22 protein-coding genes are annotated in these 26,908 nt (G+C 38.8%); 9 read left to right on the forward strand and 13 right to left on the reverse strand.

Annotated elements, in window-relative coordinates; genetic code table 11:
* Nucleotides 1-21: 21 nt before the first annotated feature.
* The 5 genes from AABB81_RS09685 to AABB81_RS09705 all read left to right on the forward strand — a co-directional run bounded on the left by AABB81_RS09685 (nt 22) and on the right by AABB81_RS09705 (nt 8,235).
* Nucleotides 22-2,052, forward strand: coding sequence for a M3 family metallopeptidase (locus AABB81_RS09685; RefSeq protein WP_342160223.1), 2,031 nt, complete (start codon nt 22-24; stop codon nt 2,050-2,052).
* Nucleotides 2,053-2,199: 147 nt separating this feature from the next.
* A complete protein-coding gene (gene lpdA / locus AABB81_RS09690) occupies nt 2,200-3,603 on the forward strand; it encodes a dihydrolipoyl dehydrogenase (RefSeq protein ID WP_342160224.1) in 1,404 nt (467 codons plus the stop codon).
* Nucleotides 3,604-3,681: 78 nt separating this feature from the next.
* A complete protein-coding gene (locus AABB81_RS09695) occupies nt 3,682-6,051 on the forward strand; it encodes a TonB-dependent receptor (RefSeq protein WP_342160225.1) in 2,370 nt (789 codons plus the stop codon).
* A gap of 4 nt (nt 6,052-6,055) precedes the next feature.
* Nucleotides 6,056-6,901, forward strand: a complete 846-nt coding sequence (locus tag AABB81_RS09700) for a DUF4249 domain-containing protein (protein WP_342160226.1) — start codon at nt 6,056-6,058, stop codon at nt 6,899-6,901.
* A 29-nt stretch (nt 6,902-6,930) separates the two neighbouring features.
* On the forward strand, nt 6,931-8,235 hold the full coding sequence (locus AABB81_RS09705) for an anthranilate synthase component I family protein (RefSeq protein WP_342160228.1): 1,305 nt from the start codon (nt 6,931-6,933) through the stop codon (nt 8,233-8,235).
* A gap of 167 nt (nt 8,236-8,402) precedes the next feature.
* On the opposite strand, the gene argH is transcribed toward AABB81_RS09705, so the two are convergent.
* The 12 genes from argH to AABB81_RS09765 form a co-directional block, all read right to left on the reverse strand.
* Entirely contained in the window at nt 8,403-9,698 is a 1,296-nt protein-coding gene (gene argH, locus AABB81_RS09710; protein ID WP_342160229.1) for an argininosuccinate lyase, read from the reverse strand.
* A 29-nt stretch (nt 9,699-9,727) separates the two neighbouring features.
* Nucleotides 9,728-10,786, reverse strand: coding sequence for a M20 family metallo-hydrolase (locus AABB81_RS09715; protein ID WP_342160230.1), 1,059 nt, complete (start codon nt 10,784-10,786; stop codon nt 9,728-9,730).
* Nucleotides 10,783-11,562 carry an acetylglutamate kinase gene (gene argB, locus AABB81_RS09720; RefSeq protein WP_342160232.1) on the reverse strand — a complete coding sequence of 260 codons (780 nt, stop codon included), beginning with the start codon at nt 11,560-11,562 and terminating at the stop codon, nt 10,783-10,785. Before argB ends, AABB81_RS09715 begins: the two co-directional genes overlap by 4 nt.
* A gap of 15 nt (nt 11,563-11,577) precedes the next feature.
* Complete coding sequence (locus tag AABB81_RS09725) at nt 11,578-12,537, reverse strand: N-acetylornithine carbamoyltransferase (RefSeq protein WP_342160771.1); 960 nt, start codon at nt 12,535-12,537, stop codon at nt 11,578-11,580.
* Nucleotides 12,537-13,322 (reverse strand): glutamate 5-kinase, encoded by a 786-nt coding sequence (gene proB, locus AABB81_RS09730; RefSeq protein ID WP_342160233.1) that lies wholly within the window; start codon nt 13,320-13,322, stop codon nt 12,537-12,539. The genes AABB81_RS09725 and proB overlap by 1 nt, the downstream gene beginning before the upstream one ends.
* Nucleotides 13,300-14,496: a glutamate-5-semialdehyde dehydrogenase gene (locus tag AABB81_RS09735; protein ID WP_342160234.1), complete on the reverse strand. Its 1,197-nt coding sequence runs from the start codon at nt 14,494-14,496 to the stop codon at nt 13,300-13,302. The genes proB and AABB81_RS09735 overlap by 23 nt, the downstream gene beginning before the upstream one ends.
* A 5-nt stretch (nt 14,497-14,501) precedes the next feature.
* Nucleotides 14,502-15,656 (reverse strand): aspartate aminotransferase family protein, encoded by a 1,155-nt coding sequence (locus tag AABB81_RS09740; RefSeq protein ID WP_342160235.1) that lies wholly within the window; start codon nt 15,654-15,656, stop codon nt 14,502-14,504.
* A gap of 10 nt (nt 15,657-15,666) precedes the next feature.
* A complete protein-coding gene (gene proC, locus AABB81_RS09745) occupies nt 15,667-16,464 on the reverse strand; it encodes a pyrroline-5-carboxylate reductase (RefSeq protein ID WP_342160236.1) in 798 nt (265 codons plus the stop codon).
* A gap of 9 nt (nt 16,465-16,473) precedes the next feature.
* Nucleotides 16,474-17,451 (reverse strand): N-acetyl-gamma-glutamyl-phosphate reductase, encoded by a 978-nt coding sequence (gene argC / locus AABB81_RS09750; protein ID WP_342160237.1) that lies wholly within the window; start codon nt 17,449-17,451, stop codon nt 16,474-16,476.
* Between the two features lie 2 nt (nt 17,452-17,453).
* A complete protein-coding gene (locus tag AABB81_RS09755; RefSeq protein WP_342160238.1) occupies nt 17,454-18,635 on the reverse strand; it encodes an argininosuccinate synthase in 1,182 nt (393 codons plus the stop codon).
* A 50-nt stretch (nt 18,636-18,685) separates the two neighbouring features.
* A complete protein-coding gene (locus tag AABB81_RS09760) occupies nt 18,686-19,324 on the reverse strand; it encodes a GNAT family N-acetyltransferase (protein ID WP_342160240.1) in 639 nt (212 codons plus the stop codon).
* 386 nt (nt 19,325-19,710) lie between these two features.
* Nucleotides 19,711-20,403, reverse strand: a complete 693-nt coding sequence (locus tag AABB81_RS09765; RefSeq protein ID WP_342160242.1) for a hypothetical protein — start codon at nt 20,401-20,403, stop codon at nt 19,711-19,713.
* A gap of 260 nt (nt 20,404-20,663) precedes the next feature.
* Here AABB81_RS09765 and AABB81_RS09770 point away from each other — a divergent pair, with 260 nt between their 5' ends.
* The 4 genes from AABB81_RS09770 to AABB81_RS09785 all read left to right on the forward strand — a co-directional run bounded on the left by AABB81_RS09770 (nt 20,664) and on the right by AABB81_RS09785 (nt 25,747).
* Nucleotides 20,664-21,500: an alpha/beta hydrolase gene (locus AABB81_RS09770; protein ID WP_342160244.1), complete on the forward strand. Its 837-nt coding sequence runs from the start codon at nt 20,664-20,666 to the stop codon at nt 21,498-21,500.
* Between the two features lie 12 nt (nt 21,501-21,512).
* Nucleotides 21,513-23,045 (forward strand): lytic transglycosylase domain-containing protein, encoded by a 1,533-nt coding sequence (locus AABB81_RS09775; RefSeq protein ID WP_342160245.1) that lies wholly within the window; start codon nt 21,513-21,515, stop codon nt 23,043-23,045.
* 96 nt (nt 23,046-23,141) lie between these two features.
* A complete protein-coding gene (locus tag AABB81_RS09780; RefSeq protein WP_342160246.1) occupies nt 23,142-24,737 on the forward strand; it encodes a lytic transglycosylase domain-containing protein in 1,596 nt (531 codons plus the stop codon).
* Between the two features lie 41 nt (nt 24,738-24,778).
* The gene (locus AABB81_RS09785) at nt 24,779-25,747 is read left to right on the forward strand and encodes a DUF4837 family protein (protein ID WP_342160247.1); all 969 of its coding nucleotides are present in this window, start codon (nt 24,779-24,781) and stop codon (nt 25,745-25,747) included.
* A gap of 54 nt (nt 25,748-25,801) precedes the next feature.
* Here AABB81_RS09785 and AABB81_RS09790 read toward each other — a convergent pair whose 3' ends face one another.
* Nucleotides 25,802-26,803, reverse strand: a complete 1,002-nt coding sequence (locus tag AABB81_RS09790) for an FAD:protein FMN transferase (protein ID WP_342160248.1) — start codon at nt 26,801-26,803, stop codon at nt 25,802-25,804.
* Nucleotides 26,804-26,908 lie beyond the last annotated feature (105 nt).

Consider the following 26,908-nt stretch of genomic DNA (forward strand, 5'->3'; position numbering starts at 1 on the left):
AGGCTTCAACATTATATATCCATGAACAATCCTTTATTAAAAGTATTTACGGCACCCCACGGATCAGCTCCGTTTTCGAGTATTAAAAATGAACATTTCAAACCAGCCTTTGAAACTGCTATCGACGAAGCCAAAAAGGAAATTGATAAAATTGTGGAAAATCCAGAACCTCCAAGTTTTGAAAATACCGTTGTCGCTCTTGAATTTTCCGCTAACAGACTCAACAGAATATCAAGTATTTTTTTTAATTTGAATGCCGCAGAAACTAACGAAGAGATCCAGAAGATTGCCCAGGAGGTTTCACCCCTTCTCAGTGAATTTTCAAATGACGTCAGGCTGAATGAAGCATTGTTTAAAAAAATAAAATCGGTTTTTCTCAATAAAGATCATTTGAATCTGAATCCGGAAGAAAGCATGCTTCTTGAGAAAAATTATAAGGCTTTTGTAAGAAACGGATCAAATTTAAATGAGGACGACAAAAAGATTCTGCGGGATATCGACATAAAGAAATCTAAATTAGGTTTGAAGTTTGGTGAAAATGTTTTGGCCGAAACAAATGCTTTCGAATTGCTTATAACTGATCAGGAGGATCTGTCTGGTTTGCCTGAGGGTGTCATTGAAGCCGCGCGCATGCTGGCTGATGAAAAGAAAAAAGATGGATGGGTATTTACGCTGGATTATCCAAGCTATATCCCATTTATGACCTATGCCGACAACAGGGCTCTGAGGGAAAAAATGGCAAAAGCCTTTGGAGCAAGAGGGATGCAAAATAATGAATATGACAATCAGCAAAATGTATTGGACATTGTAAACCTGAGGTATCAGCGCGCCAAATTACTGGGATATGCCTCACATGCCCATTATGTTTTGGAGGAGCGTATGGCAGAGGACCCTGATAAGGTTCAAAGTTTTCTTGAAAAACTGCTTAAAAAAGCAAAACCTGCTGCAAAAAAAGAATTCAAAATGCTTGAGGCACTCGCCAAAAAAGACGGTATTGATATCATGCAAAAATGGGATGGAGCTTATTATTCAGAAAAGTTAAAGAAAGACATGTTCGACCTTGATGATGAAAAACTTAAGCCTTATTTTAAACTGGAAAATGTCATAGACGGAGTGTTTCAAATTGCAGGTAAACTTTACGATCTTCATTTTGAAGAAGTATCGAATATAGATACTTACCACGAAGAAGTTAAAACTTATGAAGTCAAGGATTCAAAAGGTGAATTTATCGCCTTGTTTTATGCCGATTTCTTTCCACGCAAAGGAAAAAGAAACGGTGCGTGGATGACCAGTTATAAAGCCCAATGGAAAGAAGGAAAAACCAATTCCAGGCCCCATATTTCAATTGTATGTAACTTCACAAAACCAACCAATTCAAAACCTTCCTTGCTTACTTTTAATGAGGTCACCACCTTGTTTCATGAATTCGGTCATGCTTTGCACGGCATGTTGGCCAACACCACTTTTCCTAATCTGTCCGGCACAAGTGTTTATTGGGATTTTGTAGAGTTACCCAGCCAGATTCTTGAAAACTGGTGCTACGAAAAAGAAGCCCTTGAATTGTTTGCAAGGCATTACGAAAACAAGGAACTTATCCCGATGGAATTGGTCGGGAAAATCAAAGATTCTTCAAACTTTCTTGAAGGAATAGCCACCCTGAGACAATTGAGCTTTGCCATGCTCGATATGTCTTATCATGCCCATGACCCGGCATCCATAAAGAATGTAAAAGAATTCGAAAATGATGCTTTTCGCGAGACTCGGTTGTACCCTGATGTTGACATAAATTGCATGAGTACGGCTTTCTCCCATATTTTTCAGGGTGGATATTCTGCAGGGTATTACAGTTATAAATGGGCCGAGGTACTTGATGCCGATGCCTTCGAGGCATTTAAAGAAGCCGGTATTTTTAACAAGGAGGTCGCTTCTAAGTTTAAAGAAAATATATTGAGTAAAGGAGGAACTGAAAAACCAATGGTTTTGTACAAAAGATTCAGGGGCAAGGAACCAAATGTCAATGCACTTTTAAAAAGAGCAGGACTTCTGGCTTAAATTTCCTTTTTCCTTATAATTAATATGGCAGCAGACATTGTTAAGCTCTCCGTAAACGAGAAAAATCAGGAAAATCAATTTCTCAATAGCTTCTTATATAAATTGAAATAACTTATTTTTACTGCATAAAAAAATAGAACAGAATTTATGAAATCATACGATGTTACCGTAATTGGATCTGGTCCCGGAGGATATGTTGCTGCCATAAGATCGGCGCAACTAGGTTTAAAAACTGCTATTGTTGAAAAATACAGTACCCTTGGAGGCACTTGCCTCAATGTAGGTTGCATTCCAAGTAAGGCCCTTCTTGATTCTTCTCATCATTATGAGGATGCCGTAAAGCATTTTGAAACTCATGGGATAGAAATTCCGGGAGAGATCAAAGTAAATCTGGAAAAAATGATTGCCAGAAAGCAAGCTGTTGTTGACCAGACTACGGGTGGTATCGATTTCTTAATGAAAAAAAACAATATTGATGTCTACCATGGAACAGGGAGTTTTAAGGATAAGACGCATATTCTTGTTAACGGAGATGGTAAAAGTGCAGAAGAAATTGAATCAAAAAATACAATTATAGCTACCGGAAGCAAACCTGCGAACCTTCCATTTATCAAACTTGATAAAGAACGTATTATTACTTCAACTGAAGCCTTGAAATTGAAAGAGGTTCCCAAGCACCTTGTCGTGATTGGGGGAGGCGTTATTGGTCTTGAACTTGGTCAGGTTTACAAAAGATTAGGAGCCGAGGTTACTGTTGTTGAATATATGGACCGTATTATTCCGACTATGGATGCCGGGCTTTCAAAAGAACTTACCAAGGTCTTGAAAAAGCAAAAATTTAAGATCAATGTTTCTCATAAGGTAAAAGCAGTGAACAGAAAAGGAAATGAGGTCGTTGTTTTGGCTGATGATAAAAAAGGAAACGAAGTTGAGATAAAAGGTGATTATTGCCTGGTTTCGGTGGGTAGAAAGGCTTTTACCGATGGCCTTGGGCTTGAAGCTGCAGGTATCGTTGCAAACGATCGGGGTCAGATTGAGGTGAATGATCGTCTTCAGACAAATGTTCAGAATATTTATGCAGTAGGAGATGTAATCAGAGGGGCCATGCTCGCCCATAAAGCAGAAGAAGAAGGTACCATGGCTGCTGAAATTATTGCCGGCCAAAAATCCCATATAGATTATAACTTAATTCCGGGAGTTGTTTATACATGGCCGGAAGTGGCTTCAGTGGGTAAAACGGAAGCGGAGCTAAAAGAAGCAGGTGTTGATTATAAAACGGGGAGCTTTCCTATGAGAGCCTTAGGCAGAGCCCGGGCCAGTATGGATATTGATGGCTTGATCAAAGTTTTGGCGGATGCCAGGACAGATGAAATTCTGGGCGTTCATATGATAGGTGCAAGAGCTGCTGATTTGATCGCCGAAGCCGTAGTTGCCATGGAATTCAGAGCTTCCAGCGAGGATGTTGCGCGAATGAGTCATGCACATCCTACTTTTACGGAAGCCATGAAAGAGGCTTGCCTTGCTGTTGATGGCAGGGCATTACATAGTTGATTTCTGACATACATAAAATCTGTACACCTGTATTTATATTTGTCAGTACTTTTTTAAATAAGCCATTACCCCCAAAAAATGAAAAGATTGCCCTTCCTTCTGCTACTGGTTTCTTCCTGGATTTGGGCTCAGGATAATTATACGATTAGCGGAACTGTAAAAGACTTGGGAAGCGGTGAAACCTTATTCGGAGCCACTGTTTTTATAAAAGATTCTTCTGTCGGTACAAACACAAATGAATACGGATTTTTTTCCATTAGTGCTTCTGAAGGAAATTATACGCTTATTGTATCTTATTTGGGTTTTGAAGATATTTCTAAAGAAATTATTCTAAATGAGGACCAAAATATACAAATTGAGCTTTCTGAAATCAGTAATCAGTTAAATGAGGTAGTCATCAATGCAGATGATTCGGAAGATATCAGTCTTCGAAAGCCACAAATGAGTGTCTCAAAACTCAATGTAGCCACCATTAAGCAAATGCCCTCCGTGCTTGGGGAAGTGGATATCATCAAATCTATCCAGTTATTGCCTGGTGTAACGAACAACGGTGAAGGATCAAGCGGCTTCAATGTTCGCGGTGGTTCCGTAGATCAAAACCTTGTATTGCTGGACGAAACCATCATATACAACACCTCTCACCTGTTGGGGTTTTTCTCGATTTTCAATTCAGATGCCATAAAGGATGTTAAATTATACAAGGGAAATATCCCTGCAAGATTTGGAGGTCGTGCTTCGTCGGTCCTGGATGTTAGGCAAAAAGACGGAAACAACAGAATTTTCATGCTCACAGGCGGTATAGGTTCGGTGTCGAGCAGATTAGCCATTGAAGGCCCCATCGTAAAAGAAAGAAGTTCTTTTTTGGTGGCAGGCCGGGGATCTTACGCCCATTTGTTCCTGAAATTGGATGACGATTTGAAAGAAAACAGTGCTTATTTTTACGATCTGAATTTAAAAACCAACTTTGAAATCAATGAAAGCAACCAACTTTTCCTTTCCGGCTATTTCGGGAGGGATGTTTTTAAATTGAATGAAAACTTTAACAGCTCTTACGGGAATTTCTCCGGTAATTTAAGGTGGAATCATGTATTCAATGATAAAATTTTCTCTAATCTCTCTTTGAATTACAGTAAATACGACTATGAACTGGAAATCAAAGCCTTTGAATTTGACTGGTTATCACAGATAGATAATTACAACCTCAAATATGCTTTGAGTTATTATATCAATAATGACATTCAATTGGATTTTGGTATTAACGGTATACAGTATCTTTTTAATCCTGGAATCATTAGTCCGACATCAGAAACTTCAGGGATCAATTATCTGAAACTTGACCAGAAAAGGGCTTTGGAGGGAGGTATTTATGTAGGAACCGAACACCGAATAACTCCAAAATTATCATTACAATACGGAATCCGGTACAGCGATTTTGCGAGGTTGGGTGGCCAGTCACTAATAACCTATAGAAATGATCAACCGGTTGTCTATAATGAAGTTTTAGACATTTATGAACGTGGTACCCCTACAGGAAGTGTCGACTATAAAAAAGGTGAGCTTATGGAAGGATTTGGAAACCTGGAACCACGACTGGCCTTTTCTTATCAATTCAATGAGAAAACAGCTGTAAAAGGAGGTTATTCAAGAGTGGCTCAATACATTCATTTGATTTCAAACACAACATCAGTAACGCCTTTGGACGTATGGGCACCCAGTGGTCCATATATCGAACCTCAGTTGTCAAATCAATATGCCCTGGGCTATTTTAAAAAATTCAAAGAAAATAATTTTTCCCTTGAGGTCGAAGTGTACTACAAGGATATTGAGAACAGGATCGACTATATCGATGGATCAGACCTCATTGGGAATAATACGATAGAAACAGAAATTTTAAACGGTGAATCCAAGGCTTATGGATTAGAATTTTTACTGAGGAAAACCAAAGGAAGTTTTACGGGCTGGCTGGCCTATACCCTTTCTAAATCTGAACAGAGAACTCCTGGTGGAAAAGCCGGAGGTCCTGGAATAAATAATGGCAACTGGTATTATACGCCGTTTGACAGAACTCATGATTTATCTTTTACCGGAAGCTACAGATTAAATAAAAAATGGAGGTTAAATGCTAATATTATTTACCAAACGGGAAGGCCTGTAACTTACCCAACCGGTCAATACACCTATGAGGGACTGTCTATTGCAAGTTATTCAGACAGGAATTCAGACAGGTTACCGGCGTATCACAGAATAGATGTTTCAGCTATACTTGTTCCCGGGAAACCAAATCGAAAATGGAAAGGTGAATGGGTTTTCGGCATCTATAATATTTATAATCGCAGGAATGCAGCTTCTATTTCCTTTTCCCAGAATCGGGAAACCGGGTTAAACGAGGCGACAAGAACGGCCATTTTCGGGATTGTTCCTTCTGTAACATATAATTTTAAATTTTAGCCAAATGAAAAGTTATAGATTAAAATTGAGTTTTGCAGTTTGTCTTCTTTTTATATCCTGCACCGATGTCATTGATGTGGAGGTTCCCGAAGCTGAGCCAAGGCTAGTCATAGAGGCCTCAATGGATTGGGAAAAAGGATCTGAAGGAAATGAACAAATGATTAAACTAAGCTTGTCAACACCCTATTTTGACAATCTCAGTGAAACAGCTGTCACAGGTGCGAGTGTTAAAGTAATTAAAGATGACGATCAAACCGAGATTGTTTTTATAGATCAGAACGACGGAACGTACACAACAGATGAATTTGTAGCCGTTATGGACCAGTCTTATACCCTTGAAGTCATTTATGAAAATGAGGTCTATGGGGCTTCAGGAAAGATTACACCGGTTACAAAAATTACTGCATTATTCCAATCAAAAGAGAACGGGTTTGACAAAAACGCCCTCGAAGTCAATATAGAGTACATTGATCCTAAGGATATAAAAAATTTCTATCTTGTCAAGTTCCAAAGAAGAGGTGACCTCTTACCTGCACTTTTTGATATGAAAGATGAATTTACCGATGGAAATCTAATGACCATTTTCTATGAAAAACTTGAAGATGAGGATTCGGGTGAAACCGAATTTCAACCGGGTGATATTGTAGACATTTCTCTATTGGGCGTTTCTGAACAATATTACAACTATATAAGGTTGCTGATTGCACAATCCGGAGGACCCGGAGGGCCTTTTACAACAATCCCGGCTGAAATAAAGGGCAATTGCTTTAACGTTTCAAATCCTGAAAAATATCCCTTTGGTTATTTCAGGTTATCAGAAGTAGATTCAAAAGGTTTCCTTTTTAAATAAAAAATTAGTATTAAATTTTTGTTTTTGCCGTGATCCGGATATCCAAAACCATATCGAATGAATTAGCAAAAATCTCTAAGGAACAAGCCTTAGGGTGGGCACAACAATTTGACGAAATCATCTTTCTGGAATCTAATAAAGACGGTCAGGCAGTTCAAGAGAAATACGGTGAAATTGAAGCTGTTTTGGCTGTTGGAGCCCATCAAATTCTTTCTGCAGCATCACATGGAGCCTTTGAAAAACTAAAACACTTCAGGCAAAAGCATAAAGATTATCTTTTTGGATACCTAAGTTATGATCTAAAAAACGATATTGAAGATCTTAGTTCAAAGAACCCTGATCATTTAAATTTCCCTGAATTGTTTTTCTTTCAGCCAAAAAAGGTGATTTTATGGAAAAATGACTCGGTTGAATTCCTGTATATGGAGGAATATAAGGCTGAGATCGAAAAAGATGTACAAGAAATCAGACAGGTTAAACTTAAGTCTGAAACACCTTCAGGTAATTGTCAAATTTCTTCAAGACTCTCTAAGGAGGACTATTTTGAAAAAGTAAGCAATGTTCTCAAACACATATACAGGGGAGATATATACGAGGTTAATTATTGTCAGGAATTTTATGCTGAAGACTGTGACATCAATACCATTGGGGTCTATCAAAAATTAAATCAGATTTCTCAGGCACCTTTTGCCAGTTATATCAAACTAAGCGATAAGTTTTTACTTTGTGCATCTCCCGAAAGGTTTGTGAAAAAACAAAATAACAAAATCATTGTACAGCCCATTAAAGGAACAGCACGAAGATTAAGCGATCTTGCCGAAGACAAAAAACTTGCTGAATCCCTGGTAAACGACCCAAAAGAAAGAGCTGAGAATATCATGATCGTCGACCTGATAAGAAATGATCTTTCAAAAAATGCAGTCAAAGGCAGCGTTCATGTTGAAGAACTATGTAAGGTATATTCGTTTAAACAGGTTCATCAACTTATTTCGACCGTGGTTTGCACAGTAGACAGGGATGACAACGACGTCGACATCATCAGGAACCTTTTTCCGATGGGCAGCATGACAGGCGCTCCTAAAATTTCGGCGATGAAGATTATTGAAGAAGAAGAAGAAACCAAAAGAGGGCTTTATTCTGGTGCGGTTGGCTATTTTAACCCTGAAGGTGATTTTGATTTTAATGTGGTGATCAGAAGCATTCTATACAATGCTACTAAAAAATATGTATCCTTTTCGGTGGGAAGTGCCATCACTTCTCTTTCGGTTATTGAAAATGAATACGAGGAATGTTTACTCAAGGCGAAAGCATTGAAAGAAGCATTGACAAATTAATCTTCTTTTTTTGAACGATACAACCGTCAGTCGGAGTTAATCCCCATTCCATTGTCCATCTTTATAGCCTGTTGATATTCCAGTATCTTGCCCTGGGCACATCGCTTAGATAAAAAATAAGAGCCAACTTTTAAAGATCTTTACTCCAATGCATCCTTTTAGCTCAATTACGAATGAATCAGGCCATTTGCCTTTTCCATTTTAGCCTTGATCCTGTCTAAGCCCAAATTTCCTATACTACCGATGTGGCTATGCACAACTTCTTTATCAGGCATAAAATTGCCCTCAACCACTTTTTCTCCAACAATCTTATACGCATCTCTAAAGGGGGTTCCTTCTTGAACCAGTTTATTCACCTCCTCTACGGTAAACAGATAATCATAAATCTTTTGATCAGTAATATTCCTGTTCACTTGTATAGAACTCAATGAAAAAGTAAACATTTCCAGGCATGATTTCAAGGCCTGAATACCGGGTATTAAGCCCTCTTTTAACAATTGCAGGTCCCTGTGATAACCGCTTGGAAGATTATTGATGATCAAGGTAAGCTCATAGGGTAATGATTGCACTTTGTTGCATTTACCCCTTATCAATTCAAACACATCCGGATTTTTTTTATGAGGCATAATGCTTGAACCGGTGGTCAGTTCATCAGGAAATGAAACAAAACCAAAATTTTGACTCATATACAGGCATATATCCATGGCAAATTTTGATAGTGTTCCTGCCACCGAACTCATGGCAAAAGCTGTACTTCGTTCTGTTTTACCCCTGCTCATCTGAGCCGCAACAGAATTTACCTTTAAATCACTAAATCCCATTTCTGCAGTTGTATGATCACGGTCTATTGGAAATGAGCTCCCGTAGCCGGCTGCCGAGCCCAAGGGGTTTTGATCCACTATCTGATAAGCAGCATTTAGCATATATACATCATCAATCAAACTCTCCGCATAAGCAGAGAACCACATCCCAAAGGAGGAAGGCATTGCCACCTGAAAATGGGTATAGCCCGGGAGCAGCGTTTCTTTGTGAGTTTCAGCTAATTCTATCAACAGATCAAAAAAACCTTGCATCATAGCACTGATTTCTTTGATTTCCGCTCTTAAATACAAATGAACATCCACCAAGACCTGATCATTCCTTGAACGAGCCGTATGGATTTTTTTACCTGTGTCCCCCAACTTTTGAGTAAGCATAAATTCCACTTTTGAATGTACATCCTCGAATTCATCTTCAATAACGAAATTACCATCCTCAATCATCCTTGTGATTTGAGCCAGCTCCTTCTCCAATTTATCCATTTCAATTGATGTAAGCAATCCAATTTTATGAAGCATTCTGGCATGGGCCAGCGAACCTATAACATCGTATTTGGCTAATACAAGATCAAGTTCCCTGTCATTGCCAACAGTAAACAGATCAATTTTTTTGTCAGTACTAAATCCTTTATCCCAAAGTTTCATATCTTTTTATTTTATGCGCCTGTGTAAGACTATAGTATTTTTTTCAACATTTGAATATACAGTTCTATCCCTTCAAAAACCTCCTTTTCATAAATAAATTCATCGGCAGTATGCGATCTCAAAGAATCCCCGGGCCCTAGCTTCAGAGAAGGACAACTCAGATTAGCCTGATCAGACAAGGTAGGTGAACCATAAACTTCCCTGCCCAGGCTAATTCCTGCTAGAACTATTTCGTGATTTTTGGGTATGGACGAAGAGTTTAAATTAAGAGACCGTTCTTTTACCTCAATTTCAACATTGTTTTTTACAATAGCCAAAACCTCCTCATTTGAATACAAGTCATTCACTCTGATATCCACAACAAAATGACATGTTGAAGGAACCACATTATGCTGGTTCCCCGCGTTGATCTGGGTGACGGTCATTTTAGTGTCATGGAGTGTTTCAGACACTTTAGGGAATTTAAAAGATTCAAACCATTTAATTGCATCCATGGCCTTATAAATAGCATTGTCTCCCCTAACATGAGCCGCATGACCCGCTGTACCATGAGCATAGGCATCCAGCACCAACAGCCCTTTTTCAGCCACTGCAAGGTGCATAAGCGTAGGCTCACCAATGATGGCAAAGTCAATCTCAGGCAAAATTGGAACCATTGAACGTATGCCATGATCTCCGGAATTTTCTTCTTCGGCTGAAGCCAGCAAGATCAAGTTATATTTGAGATTTTTCTTTTTGTAGAAATAAATAAAGGTCGCCATCAACGACACCAGACATCCACCGGCATCATTTGATCCCAAACCATAAATTTTACCTTCCTCGATAACGGCCTGATTGGGATCTCGGGTATACCCCTTATTTGGTTTCACGGTATCGTGGTGTGAATTCAACAGAATACTGGGCTTCGCCTTGTCAAAATCTTCATTCACGGCCCATAAATTATGCTGATTACGTTGATACACGATCCCTTCATTCCTGAGAAATACCTCTATCAAGTCTGCTGTCCCGTCTTCCTCACCTGAAAAAGAAGGGGTATTAATCAAATCAATCAATAATTGTTTTGCCTTATTGTTTAGCTCAGAGATCATAATGTAAGTGTTGTATGTTTACCATTTCTATGATTAATCACCTCAGGTTTACCAATGATGACCCTTTCGACACCACTTCGCAGGGAACTGAAACAATTTTCCAATTTAGGCAGCATCCCTTCACTTATAATCCCTTGATTTTTCAACCCTTCATATGATTTGCTGTTGAGGTGTTCAATAACCGATTCCTCATCATCAACGCTCTTGAGAACGCCTTTTTTTTCAAAGCAATAAATAAGTTCCACTTCGAAATCCTTTGATAATCCCTTGGCCAGTTCGGCAGCAATAGTATCAGCGTTGGTGTTGAGAAGTTGACCATGATTGTCATGTGTAATGGCCGAAAATACCGGTGTGATTCCCGCATGGAGAAATAGGCTAATCGTTTTGTTTTCTACCTCATCAATGTCTCCGGCAAAACCATAATCGATATCTTTAACGATTCGCTTATGAGCCTTGATCACATTGGCATCAGCACCTGACAAACCCAAAGCATTGCATCCCCTGGCCTGTAGCTGTGCTACGATGTTTTTATTCAGTAAACCTGCATAAACCATGGTAACCACTTCCAGATTTGCCTGATCCGTCACACGACGGCCACCAATCATTTTTGGGCTAAGCCCCATGGAATCCGCAATTTCTGTCGCTTTTTTACCCCCTCCATGAACTAATATTTTTAAGGTGTCAAGTGCTGTAAAATCATCGAGAAATGCATCGAGTTGTTGCTTACTGTTAATTACATTACCTCCGATTTTTATGATACTCAGTTGCTTTTTCATTCCTTCAGTTTTTGACTACATTTTAAGGGTATCAAGTATTTTTTTTAAGACTATCTGTGCAGCATACGTTCTGTTATTGGCCTGCTCAATAACCAGGGAGTTTTCATCGTCTAAAACTTCATCGGCCACTACTACATTTCTTCTTACCGGCAGGCAATGCATGAATTTTGCTTTATTGGTCAATGCCATTTTTTCTTTACTGATGGTCCATGAAGGATCCTTGGAAACCACTTGCCCATAATCGCTAAAAGAACTCCAATTTTTAGTGTAAATAAAATCAGCTTCTTTAAATGCTTCATCCTGATCATACTCAACCTTACTGTCTCCTGCAATGTCAGGGTCCAGTTCATATCCTTTTGGGTGGGTAATCACAAAATCAGCTTCCTGCTTCTGCATCATTTGAACAAAAGAATTGGCTACAGCATGCGGCAAAGCTTTTGGATGGGGTGCCCATGAGAGGACTACTTTTGGTTTTTTGCCACCTAAATGGCCTTTGTTTTCTTCGAGGGTAATTGCATCCGCCAGGGCCTGTAAAGGATGGCCCACTGAACTTTCCATATTGACTATTGGTACCGTGGCATAATGAGCGAATCCATTTAAAACAATCTCTGCCTTGTCCTTTGCTTTATCCTTAAGAGAAGCAAAGGCCCTGATGGCAATGATATCGCAAAATTGAGAAATGACCCGGGCTGCTTCCTTGATATGTTCAGATTTCCCCTGATCCATTACGGTGCCGTCTTCAAATTCCAAAGCCCATCCCTCCTTGTCAAAATTCATAACCATTGTGGTCATTCCGAGATTCTGAGCAGCTTTTTGAGTGCTCAGCCTGGTTCTTAAACTAGGGTTGAAAAATAAAAGCCCTATGGTTTTATCAGTGCCTAACTTTTTATACTTCAAAGGATCTTCCTTAAGTTTTCTGGCTTCCGAAACCCACTGTTTTATCGAATCTATATCTTTAACCGCTAAATAATTCATCATTGATCATTTAAAATTTTTGTGAAATTCACTTGTTGATTCATCGCATTAATGATGAAATTATCCTGAATACCATTTACGATCCAGGTTTCTATTTTTTCCTTTTTTAATATTTCAGCAGCTTCTATCTTCGATTGCATCCCTCCAGTTCCCTGTGAAGACATTCCTGTTGATATTTCCCGTCGCAAGTCATCAATGTCTGTTACTTCCTTGATGGTTTTTTTAAGGTGAGTTTCCATACTCTGTTTTGTGTAAATTCCATTGGTATTTGTTGCTATGATTACCAAATCAGCTTTGAGAAGTGCAGCAGTCAAGGCGGCCAGTTTATCATTATCCCCAAACTGGATCTCATCAGTTGCCACCGTGTCATTTTCATTAATGATCGGGATATAATTATTGTCGAGCAAAACATTGATCGTATTAACTATATTCTCCTTTGACTTTTCTCCCTTAAGGTCAGCATAAGATAATAAACACTGGGAAGTGAGTAAGCCCAGTTCCCTGAAATTTTCCTGAAAAATACGCATAAGATGAGGCTGTCCGATGGCAGCCAGGGCCTGTTTCACCGTGATTTCCTTACCGCTGGATTCGAGTTTTACAAATTGCTTGGCAACTGCTATAGCGCCGGAACTCACAATGATAAACTCATAATCTTTACTTAACAAAGAGATCTGTCTTCCAATATCCTCAACCTTACCTCTGGAAATCTGATTCGTCTCCTTGGTCAGGGTGTTGGTGCCTATTTTGAGAAGTACCCTTTTTTTACCTGATCTGCCCATTGCCATATACATACCATTTATTAGTCACTAAATGTTGAAGTCCGATAGGGCCTCTTTGGTGTAATTTATCCGTACTGATCGCCAGCTCTCCTCCCAAACCAAACTGAAATCCATCAGTGAATCTTGTCGATGCATTGTGATACACAGCCGCAGCGTCTACAGCACTTAAAAAATTATTTGCTTCCAGTTTGTTTTCACTGATGATTGCAGCTGAATGACCGCCACCAAACCTGTTAATGAACGAAATGGCCTCCTCTGCCGATTCAGTTGCCCCGATCAGGATTTTATAGTCTAAAAATTCTTCATACCACTGTTTCTCGTCCGAAACAGGTTCTGCACCTTCAAAATGGCCCAATCCCTCATCTGTCAGTACCTGAACCTTGCTCCCTTTAAGATGGTCAATCAGCGTTTGGATAAATACCTTATAACCTGGAATTTTCTTATTGACAAGTACTTTATCAAGAGCGTTACAAGCTGAAATCTTATCGGTTTTGGCATTGAAAATGATTTGCAGGGCTTTCTCTTTGTCGGCCTCATCAGAGACATAAACAAAATTATTCCCCCTGCCACTTACAATCACCGGGCAGGTAGCGTGTTCTTGTACAAAAGCGATCAGCTTTTCACCTCCTCTCGGTATAATCAGGTCGATCTTTTGATCAGGATTTATTAAATAATCCCTGGTTTGCTCCCTGTTAAAATTCAAATACTGAACCCAATCCTTGCTTATTTCATGCTCAGTCAGGGCCTTGTGCCACAAGTCAACAAGTACCAAATTGGAATTCAAAGATTCCTTCCCTCCCTTCAAAAGTATCTTATTTCCAGATTTAAAAGCAATTCCTCCTGCCTCAATAGTAACATCCGGTCTGGATTCATAAATGATCATCACTGTTCCAAAAGAAGCGGTTCTATTGTAAATTTCCAATCCATTCTCATGAGTAAAATGAAACCTTTCAACCCCAACCGGATCATTTTGCCCAGCCAGCTGCCTCAAAGAATTGACCATACCGGCAATCTTTTCTTCATCAACCTTTAAACGATCATACATGGCAAGGTCATTATTGTCAAATCCTGACATGTCTTTCAGGTTTGCTTTTAATATTTCCGTTTGCCCTTGATGCACCAGGGTTGCCATGCTGAGCAGTACCTTGTTTCTCTTTTCTATTGATAAAACTGACTCCATATGAATTAAATACTGTTTTCCTTTTTTCTTATGCTGTTCAATACTCTTTTTAAGGCATCAATAAACCTGTCAATTTCAGCTGTTCCAATTGAAAGTGGCGGCAGAAGCCTTAAAAGATTGGGATCACTCGATCCTCCGGTGAATATGTGCTCTTCAAAAATAAGCGCTTTTCTCATCTCAGATACCGGAAAGTCAAAGGAGACACCTAACATGAGTCCTCTCCCTTTTACAGATTTTACCTCATGAACCTCTTTTATTCTTTTTAAGAAATGTTGCGACACCTCATTCACATTGTCAATCAATTGTTCATTTTCAATGGTGTTAAGTACAGAAAGAGCTGCGGCACAGGCAAGGTGATTCCCCCCGAAAGTTGTTCCCAGCATACCGTAAGATGCCTGTATTGAATTTGAAATAAGTATCCCTCCTACCGGGAAACCATTTCCCATACCCTTGGCCATAGATATGATATCCGGATGTATACCGTGGTGCTGGAAAGAGAAAAATTTCCCGCTTCTTCCACATCCAGATTGAATTTCGTCAAGGATCAGTAACGCTCCGTATTTTTTACACAATCTTTCCAAAGCACCAAAAAAATCTTTCGATCCTTCATTCAGGCCCCCTACTCCTTGAATACCTTCAATGATCACTGCAGCAACATCATTTTTTGACAACTCAGCTTCGAGGGCATCCTCGTCGTTCAAAGGTAAAAATACGACCTCATGCTGGCTGTTTAGAGGGGCTTTGATCTTCTGATTATCCGTTACAGCCACTGCGGCTGAAGTTCGACCATGAAAAGCCTTATCAAAAGCTATAACCTTATATTTACCTGTTTCAAAAGAAGCCATTTTAAGCGCATTTTCATTGGCTTCTGCCCCGGAATTACAAAGGAATAAATTGTAATCCTTACAATTAGATACTTCTCCAAGTTTAAAGGCCAATGCCTCCTGTAAAGGGTTTTTTATCGAATTGGAATAAAAACCAATTCGTTCCAGCTGTTCGGTTACGGCTGAAACATAATCCTTATGGCTATGACCGATCGAAATTACGCCATGGCCCCCATATAGGTCGAGATATTTTTGCCCTTTATCATCAATAATATAGCAACCTTGGGCACTAACCGGGGTTACATCATATAAAGGGTATACGTCAAATAATTCCATATTAAAATTATTAAATCTGGTTTATTTTTTCATAAGAAGTCACCAGTCCTTTGATGATAGACGAACTAAGGCCCTGATGCTCCATTTCGTTTAATCCTTCAATGGTACAACCACTGGGGGTGGTTACTTTGTCAATTTCCTGTTCCGGATGGCTCTGGGAATCGATCAACAAACTGGCAGCTCCCAAACAGGTTTGCATAGAGAGTTTTTGGGCTTCTTCGCTGTGAAAACCCAGCTGTACCGCTCCCTGGGTGGTGGCTCTTATCAACCTCATCCAAAAAGCAATACCGCTCGCACAGATCACCGTAGCAGCCTGCATGAGCCGTTCTTCGATACACATGGTTTCCCCAAGAGCATTGAATATGCTTTTAGCAAGATGAAAATTTAGTTTCCCTGCTTCGTTTGCACTGATGCAAGTCATCGACTGACCGACCGAAATAGCGGTATTGGGCATACACCTTATCACAGGCACACCATTCTTTACTACAGCTTCAATTTCTTCAATCTTTCTTCCTGTGGCCACAGAAATAATCGTATGTTTTTTAGGGTCTATCAAGTCTTGTACCTCCTCCAATACCTCCATTAACTGGGCTGGCTGCACTGCCAGAATGATTACATTTGAATACTTTACCGCACGTCTGTTATCATTGGTTGTTTTAACCAGTGATACCTTCTCAAAGTGACTCAGAGAACTTATATTTCTTTTGGTCAGGTATAGTGATTTACAATTTATTTCTTTTTTCTGACTTAAGATTCCTACGGCTATTGAATAACCCAAGTTCCCCACTCCTATGATGGCAATTTTCATATATTTCGTTTAAAAAAAGTTAGCTTTTAATGCAAGTCCCGCTGTTTCTTCCAAGCCAAACATCAGATTCATATTCTGAATGGCCTGTCCGGAAGCTCCTTTGAGCAGGTTATCAATGGCACTGGTAATCAATAATTTATTTTGATGTTTATGCAAATGTAGCAGGCATTTATTGGTATTGACCACCTGTTTCAAAAATATATCCTGTTCAGATAAATATGTAAAGGCAGCATCCTTGTAAAATTCCTGATACATGACCTTTGCCTCCTCAATACTTCCTTCGAAATCTGTATAAGATGTGGCAAAAATCCCTCTACTGAAATTTCCCCGGTTAGGGATAAAATTAAGTTCCTTTGTGTATCCGGGTTGAAGAAGGGCTATATTTTGTTCGATTTCTCCAAGATGCTGATGATTAAATGCCTTGTAGTGAGAAAAATTATTGTCCCTCCAGGTAAAATGCGTTGTTTTTGACAAGCCGGTTCCGGCTCCGGTAGCTCCGGTGACTGCGTTGACATGTACTTCGCCTTTTAGCATGTTGGCATTGGCCAGGGGCAGCAATGCCAGCTGAATCGCAGTGGCAAAGCAACCAGGGTTGGCGATATGGTCAGCCCTGATGATTTCTTCCCGAAAAACTTCAGGAAGCCCATAGACAAACGTTTTATCCATAAAATAGCGATCTGCAGTAAGTCGAAAATCATTGCTGAGGTCAATGATTCTGGTTTGAGCCGAAAATTCATGTTCCTGCAAAAAGGATTTAGAATTCCCATGCCCGAGACAGAGGAACAAAACATCAACTTCAGGATTGATCTTCTGAACAAATTTCATATCCGTTTCTCCGATTAAATCTCTGTGAATCTGCTGAATTTCATTATCGGCGTTTGAGGTGCTGTAAACAAAATCAAGCACTACTCCGGGATGATGAAGTATCAGTCGGATCAGCTCCCCCGCTGTGTATCCGGCCCCGCCAATGATTCCTGCCTTGATCATTTTTATGAATTTACATGGTTAAATATTTTCCCCTGATTTGATGTGATCTTGATGAATCCTTTAGCATCTTCTGCTGTCCATCCTTCATTTGTTTCGCCATAACTCGCAAAAGACGAGCTCATAAGATCGTGTTTAGATTCAATTCCATTGAGAACAAACCTGTATGGATGAAGCGTAACAAAGACATCACCGCTTACATTCTTTTGAGTATCGTTCAAAAAGACTTCAAAATTTCTCATCACTTCGTCGAGATACTGTCCTTCATGCAGCAACATGCCATACCAATTACCCAATTGCTCCTTATGGTGTTGCTGCCATTTGGTTAATGTGTGTTTTTCAAGCAAATGATGTGCTTTGATAATAATCAAAGGGGCTGCAGCTTCAAATCCGACCCTCCCCTTTATTCCAATGATCGTGTCTCCCACATGGATATCTCTTCCAATGGCATACTGAGAAGCTGTCTTCTGCAAAAACTCAATATTGTTCACATGACTGTCTGCCTGATCATTAATAGCCACCAATTCTCCTTTTTCAAAAGACAGCTTTAAGTCAACAGAATCGTGTTGCACCAATTGGCTGGGATAAGCTTCTTCGGGTAACCCGGCATGTGAAGAAAGTGTTTCCTGTCCGCCAACGCTGGTTCCCCACAATCCTTTATTGATAGAGTATTTGGCCTTTTCCCAGGGAAGATCCACTCCATTTTCCTTTAAAAATTCAATTTCAGTTTGTCTGGACAATTTAAGGTCCCTTATTGGAGTAATGATTTCTATCTCAGGCGCCAAAGTTTGAAAGATCATATCAAACCTTACCTGATCGTTTCCTGCACCGGTGCTCCCATGGGCGATATACCCAGCTCCAATTTTTTTTGCATAGTTGACGATTTCTATGGCCTGAATGATTCTTTCCGCACTCACAGATAGCGGATAGGTATTATTCTTTAATACATTTCCAAAAATCAGGTATTTAACTACTTTATCATAGAAGGTCTGGACTGCATCAATGGAAGTATAACTGCTGGCACCCAGCTGGACGGCCTTAGCCCCAATCTTAGATATTTCTTCCTTCGAAAATCCCCCGGTGTTAACACTGACTGCATGAACCTCATAACCTTTTACCTGTGACAGGTATTTTGCACAATAGGAAGTGTCTAGACCTCCGCTATATGCCAATACTAATTTTTTCATTTTATTCTTTTTTACGTCTCCCATACCTGATTCTTCAAAGTACACGAAAACTATGATTTATTGGAATTATTCTTATGCTGATTATTCTTTTTCAAAAACAAACTCTGTTTGATCCTCTTCAGCCTGCTTAAACTTTTTGAATTATAAGGATGTTTCTTTTCTTCATCCTTTTTACCGTCATAGAGCATGCCTGTGCAAAGGCACATTTTTTGCTGTGTACGCTGAAGCACATCGTAATTTCTACAGGTTTGACAGCCCTTCCAGAATTCAGGATCATCTGTAAGCTCTGAAAAGGTAACCGGCTTATAACCCAGCTCATAATTAATCTTCATCACAGCCAAACCCGTTGTAATTCCAAATATCTTAGACTTGGGATACTTTTCCTGAGAATATTTAAAGACCTTGGTCTTTATCTTTTTAGCAAGGCCCTGATTTCTGAAATCAGGATGTACGATCAAACCCGAATGGACGACAAAATTCTTATCACCAAAGGTTTCGATATAACAAAACCCGGCAAATTTTTCTCCGTCTAACGCTATTACGGCATTACCATTTTTAATTTTAGCCTCAATATACCCGGGTGTTCTTTTGGCAATCCCTGTACCTCTTTCCTCAGCAGAAAGATCAATGGTTTGACTGATAGTTTGGGCAAACTTTATATGTTTATCTGTAGCAATTACAATTTCCATTGTATTGATTTAAAGTAAGTTTTTGAAATTATTTTTTTGAAAAGCAGAGATGGACACACCTATCTCCATAAATTGTAATATACCCTTACGGGCGGCGGCGAGGTGCAAGAACAACTGTATCCATTAAAATAATAGCTTTAAGGAATTTTAAATCTTTGAAGTTATTCTGAGAATGCATTTGAAAAATATTGAATTGTGAATTAAAAAAAAATTTGCTCTTACCATTACCTTTGACGCGGGAAGCGAAACGGACGGCGGCGATTATTTCTTAATGAAGTATGTAGTTTATCTAAATTCACGATGCAATATTACAACTTTAATTCTAATGCAAAAAGAAAATATTCAACATTTTACAATGAATTTGAATCAATATTATCAATCATCTATTAATCCAGTTGTTTTTTAATGGTTTCTCTTACAATATTGACAATTTCTTTAACTTCTGAGGCCTCCATTTTCAAAATCCCGGCAATTTCATGAAAACTCAGTTTTCCAAGAATGTACAAATCGACAATATTGGAAGTATAAATAGGGAGTTTATAATATAAATTTCGAAGCATTCTTCTGTCTGTGTTCTCTTTATACTTTTCAATCTGATCAAGACCTAAAAAGGTTTTTACGCCTTCTTCCGATTCATCGTAGGGCAATTTATTTGATCCTGAATTATTTTGATGATAAGAAATATCGTCGAGGTCTTCATTCATAATAAAATCATTGTCGGCGTCAACGGTAAAATTTTCCTCCAACTGCTTCAGTTCCTCTTCAAGTATATCCCTTGTGCTGATTGAATCCTTGTGCCACTCTTCAGATTTGTACAAAGCAATGATTCTCTCGTTCAACATGGTAAACATGGCTAATCTCAATTCATCGGTATCCATAGTTTTATGGAAGCCTTTTTCGTAGGTTTCCAAAACAACTTCATCGATGATTTCATTTGACTTATACATGTTTTTAGGAAAATAACCCAGAATTTCTCCCACTCTAATTCGCTGCTTCGTATAGGGGTACAGAAGATGGACAACAGTTAACGTTTTCTTTTCTGGATTTTGACCGGAATTATTTGTTTTAGTAGTCATCATAAAAAGAGATTAAATGGTCTTCCTAAGTTACAAAATATAGTGGCAATAATGAATGTATTTAGCCAAAAAAATACTGTTTTCAATCACTGGATTTCTATATATATTGCTCAAAACAGGTTAAAAATCACCTAAAATTATATACTTGACAAAAGCTAAGTGATTGATTCAGATTGAGTTGATTTTGAAGTTTTTAACAGTTTTCAACAAATTTGCAATTCCAATGTATTGCTTAATTATTTTTGAGTAAAATCACCTGTAACATGACCCGTAACGATTTTGAATTTCAGATTGAGAAATACACCATCCAAGGCCAGTCCTATTCATCTCAAAAGATACAGGCTGTTGTTGTATTGGTTCATGGAATGGGAGAATATGCGAGACGATATGAAAGAACAGTGATTCCTGTACTTTTAAAAGAATCAATTGCCGTAGTTTCCTATGATCAGTTTGGGCATGGACATTCATCAGGTAAAAAAGGACACCATCCGGGTTTCAATTATTTGCTTGATGCTGTGGAACAATCAATCGTTAAGGCGCAAGCCCTGTATCCTTCAAAACCCGTCTTTCTTTACGGGCACAGCATGGGAGGGAATGTCGTAATCAACTATGCCTTGCGCAGAACAAATACGCTAAAAGGATTGATCGTTACGAGCCCATTTCTGCGCCTTGCATTTAAACCTCCTGCTTATAAAATGATTTTTGGCAAATTGATAGACCAAATCTTTCCATCCCTTACAATGCCCAATGAACTGGACCTGGAGTCTCTTTCAAAGGATCAGAAAGAAATTGAGGCCTATAAAAATGATCCTCTTGTACATGACAGGGTAAGCACCAGTTATTCGCTCAGGCTTATCGAAACAGGGGAATGGGCACTTAAAAATACCTCCAGGTTACATACACCCATGATACTAATGCATGGTGTTAAAGATCGTATTACTTCCTATGAGGCTTCGAATGAATTTGCCAAACATGCCGGCGATCAGGTGACATTCGTCACTGTAGAAAACGGATTTCATGAATTACACCATGATCTGGAGAAAGAGCAAGTGCTGGGCCAAATTTGCGAATGGATCAAAAAACAAATAATAAAACCTTAAAATAAGAACGCTATGAAAAACTTCCTTATTCTTTACTTATTGGTGCTTTCGTCCCAAATTAACGCTCAAAACAGTTCATTTTCGAATCGAATTCCCCTCTCCAATGATCCTGGTAAATCCTTTTTAAACCTTGACCAATTGCTCGTTGCTAACCTTATTCCCGTGGATGCAAACACAGATGCCACTTTAAACAACCAATGGCTTTTATATAACAAACCGCTATCCCGGCTTTCGGACCCTGAAGAGTTTTCAACGATTATTCTTATCGATCAGCTTGAAGAGCTCAATAAATCAACTCCTTTTAACGTAAGACATAATGCTACATTGGAACGATTTATAAGGGTGTATCTAAATGATCACAGGGAGTATTTAAATAAAATACTCGGAAAATCTGCCTATTATTTCCCCGTGTTTGAAAAATATTTAGATGCTTATGAATTACCTCTCGAGTTAAAATACCTCGCGATCGTTGAATCGGCTTTAAATCAGGTTGCTGTTTCTCCTTCAGGAGCCAAAGGCCTTTGGCAATTTATGTATGGAACAGGAAGGGAATATGATTTGTATATCGACTCATACGTCGACGAAAGATTCGATCTTATAAAATCTACCCAAGCCGCGTGCCTTTACCTAAAGAGGCTTTACAAAACATTTGGTGACTGGGATCTGGCCCTTGCTGCCTATAATTCAGGACCGGGTAATGTAAAAAAAGCGATCAAAAGGGCAGGAGGAAATACTAATTACTGGGAAATCAGACGATTCTTGCCCAGAGAAACAAGCAGTTACGTCCCTGCCTTTTACGCAACCATGTATTTGCTTTCCTACGCAAACTACCATAACCTGAGCCCTCTGAAAAATCAATTATCTTATCGGGAAATAGATACAGTTCATGTAAAAGGCCGTTTAACTTTTACATCAATTAGTGAACTAACTGGTATTGATCCTGAAGCCCTGAGATTATTTAATCCTCAGTACAAACAAGACCTCATCCCTGATATAAAAAACAAAATATTTTCTCTCGCACTGCCTGTGCAATTGATACCCGATTTTTTGTCAGCAGAAAGGGAACTGTATCAAAAAAATCTGGTAATTCAAGAAAAAAGTCCATTAACACTGGTAATTCCAGTTACGCTAAGTAATAGTTATTTGGTAACAGTAGGAGATAATTTGAACAGCATTGCTAAAAAACACGGGATAAGTTTCGAAGAACTGAAAAACTGGAATGGCCTGGATACTAATTTCCTGATTGCCGGACAAAGATTAGTGGTCACAGATCAAATCCTGACAAAACCAAACCCTATCGGGAACCTCAGCCTGAAAGAATTACCAAAAAATAAATCTTTTGGGCAAACTTCAGGATTCACTACGCATATCGTGGAGCATGGAGATACCTTATTTAAAATATCGAGAAAGTATGGGAATATTCCCATAGCTGATATTAGAAACATGAATCAACTTCACAACGTAAATTACTTAAAACCTGGAACGAGCCTTATAATTAGAACTGAGCCGGCCAGCCATGAAAATAAGCCGGTCAGCAAATCTTAAGATGATACCAAAAAATATAAGTAAGTAGAGAAAAAAAATTGAATACGTGAAATTTTGTTATAATTTTACCGTTTTATAGCGAACTTACTGACAACAATGATGATATTAATGAAATTGATGCGCCAAAATTTACCCCTTTTCCTTTGTTTTTTCCTTAGCCTTTCTTATGCCCAGGAGACCTCAAATTCAGAGGAAATCCAACCTTTAGAAGTCTTTACTGATTCTGTCTCTGAGTTACTAACCCAGATACCCGGCAAAGTTATCGACACTGTAAAGGTGGATACGACGCTGATACAAGGAAAGGCTGTTGCACTTATTGACCACATTGAAGTTAGTGAGTTTGACAAAAAATGGCTGGATTCATGGAAGCTTAATGTCATAGACAGCAGCCTGATCATCAAACCTGAAGACACCGTTGGAAAAATGGTGATTGAAAATTTATCAACCGAAGAACTTAAGGAAAGAATTGCTTATCTCGACAGTCAGACCCCTTTTAATTTCGAATATAACCCTTCTCTTGAAAAGATCATAAAACATTATTTAAAGAACCGACAGCAAACACTTGCCAATCTGATGGGAAAGGCCAAATACTATTTTCCGATGTTCGAGGAACATCTTGCAAAATACAATATTCCCATGGAGCTAAAATACCTTGCAATTGTTGAGTCGGCCTTAAGAGCCGATGCAACTTCAAGAGTAGGCGCCAAAGGGCTTTGGCAGTTTATGTATGGAACAGGAAGGGAGTATGATTTAAAAGTAAGCTCCTATGTAGATGAAAGGTCTGATCCGATTAAAGCCACTGAGGCAGCCTGTCGCTATCTAACCAAATTACACGATATTTTTAACGACTGGGACCTGGCACTTGCCGCATATAACTCCGGGCCGGGGAATGTAAATAAAGCGATCAGAAGAGCAGGAGGACAAAAGAATTACTGGAACATTCGGCACTATTTACCGAGAGAGACAGCAGGTTATTTACCCGCTTTCTACGCCACATATTATATTTTCGAATATGCTGATGAGCACCAGTTGTACGCAAAAAATGAAGTACTAAATACATTCGAGACAGATACTGTAGTTGTCAAAAGGCAAATCACCTTTGAGCAGGTCAATGAAGTTTTAGGTATCGACATGGAATTACTTACCTTCCTTAATCCACAGTACAAATTAAAAATCATTCCTGTTATAAAAGACAGGAACTATACCCTGACGCTTCCCAAGTTTATTTCGGGCAGTTTTGTTTCAAATGAAGCCCAGATCTACGCTTATGCCGAAGTAGAGGATGCAAAAAGGGAAAAGCCCCTTCCTAAATATTTTGAGGCGAATGACAGGATCCGTTATCGGGTAAAAAGTGGCGATTACCTCGGTAAGATTGCAAATAGATACGGAGTATCTGTGAGCAGCATTAAAAGATGGAATGGTTTAAAAAGTAATAATCTCAGAATAGGACAACGACTTACAATATATCCCAGAAGACCGGTTGCGGAAGCTTCATCGACCCAAAATTCAAATACTTCAGCTAAAAATGAAGCGCCAAAAGGATCATATGCGACCTATGTGGTTAAAAAAGGGGATTCACTTTGGTTGATCTCTCAAAAATATCCAAAAGTTTCTGTTGCACAATTGAAAGAATGGAACAATATTTGGAGTAGTAAAAGTCTAAAGCCAGGCACCAAGCTCAAAATATACTAAAATTGTTTTGAACATTTGGTTGTTCAATTAACATCTTAACAATGATTAAAAGAATTACTTTCACTCTTATCTGCGTAGCAATGCTATTCTCTTGCGAAAAAAGTGATACCGTTACCCTAGTATCCTCAACCGGAAGAATAAACCATGTACTCATCGTCATGAATAATGAAGACTGGAATGGAAAGGTGGGAGATGAACTAAAAAAAATCATTGGAGAACCGGTGATTGGTCTGCCTCAGGAGGAGAATCAGTTTTCGATAAACCAGGTTGACCCTATCACATTCAACAGCCTTTTTAAAAGACACAGGAACATTCTTTTTATAGGCCTGGATACTGTAAAAAATTTCTATAGCAATATTGATGTCTATGCGAGTCCTCAAACAACTTTGACCATTTTAGCCCAAGACAAGGAAGAACTCATGGAGAACATTCGGTCGCATAAAGAAGACATTATTAAGATATTCAAGAAAAATGACCTTGCCTTATACCAAAGAAAGATCACCAAAGATTTTCATGATCCTTCGACTATCGAAACACTTGATAAACTTGGGATTTCCATGAAGATTCCTTTTGCTTACAAAAAGGTTGATGACACAGGGCAATTCCTCTGGTATAGAAATTCCTTTGAAAGGGGCTTACTGAATATTATCGCTTATGAAATTCCTTTATTTGATGAACCTTATACCCCGGAATTCCTGGTATCGTTCAGAGATTCAATCGGAAAGAATTATATCCCGGGCCAGTTTGACAATACCTATATGAGAACTGAGCCTTCATTTACTCCCGTGACCGAGCAGGTGACCATTGGTAAGATTAATGCATTGGAATCCAGAGGCCTTTGGTTTGTTGAAGGTGATTATATGGGAGGCCCTTTTTTGAGTTATACAATCAAGGATGAAGTCAATGAGCGGCTTATCGTTGTTGAAGGCTTTAGTTATTCCCCCTCTTCAAAAAAGAGAGATGTGGTTTTTGAACTTGAGGCCATTTTAAAAACCATTAACCTGAAATAAAAAAATTGACTGCCATTTGTAAATCTCCTAATTCCAAAGATGTTTTTTTGTCTGTTATTTTTCGAGTAAAAGATTTTCGGTGCTAAAAGTTTTTAAACCACCTTCCGGGTCACTGTAAATCAAAAAAGCTTTTAATTCTTCATGCTGACCAAGGAACTCTTTTGATTTATCCAGCCCCATGGCCATAAAGGCAGTTGCATAAGCATCAACATCCCCGCAATCTTTACTGGCAATAACAGAAGCGCTAAGCAAATTACTTTTACTGGGATATCCTGTTTGCGTATCGATTGTATGCGCGTATTTCTCACCATTCACAGAATCTACTTTGAATTTTCTGTAATTTCCAGAAGTGGCTATGGATTCATTTTGAAGGGCGATAATAGTTTGAAAAGACCGTGATCCGTCAAAATTTGGTTCTTCTATTGCTATTCGCCAATACTCCCCTTTCTGATTGGTTCCCCTTGCCCGAATTTCTCCGCCAATCTCTACCATGTAATTCTTAACACCTTGTTTTTCGAGGTATCTTCCTATAACGTCAACTGCAAAACCTTTTGCGTTAGCATTGAAATCAAGAAAGGTCTCAGGGTGCATTTTAATGAGTTTATCGTCTATCAGCTTAATTTGATCAAATCCGACAAAAACCAAAAGGCTGTCTACTTTGCTTTGTTCCATTCGACTCAAGGGTTTTCCCGGACCAAACCCCCATGCGTTCACCAAAGTTCCAATTGTAGGATCGAATGCACCGTCTGTCTCGTTATAGACCTTTAGCGACTTTTCGAAAACTTCTTTAAAATAAGCATCTACAACAACGGTCGTATCACCTCTGTTGATTTTTGAAATATCCGAATTGGGAATATATGTAGATAATGATTTGTTCACTGCGTGTATCAAACTGTCTATATCAGCTTCCGTAACACTGTCGTTTTTATGGTCAAGGCTAATGTGAAAACTGGTGCCAAAGGCCAGCCCTTCAAGTTGTTTGTAAACATTTTGCCGATCGCTTTTACATGAGACGGTCAGTAAATAAAAAATAAGAATGCAGAAAGCTTGTTTCATACCAAAAATTATGGATTATTTAACACGCAAAGATAAGTTTTATCTTAGTTTTGCCTTTAGGTTTTTTTTAGTAAATTATGTTAATCCAAGCAAAATATTTAATAT

This window comes from Lutimonas vermicola, from assembly GCF_038433205.1.
Taxonomy (GTDB): Bacteria; Bacteroidota; Bacteroidia; order Flavobacteriales; family Flavobacteriaceae; genus Lutimonas; species Lutimonas vermicola.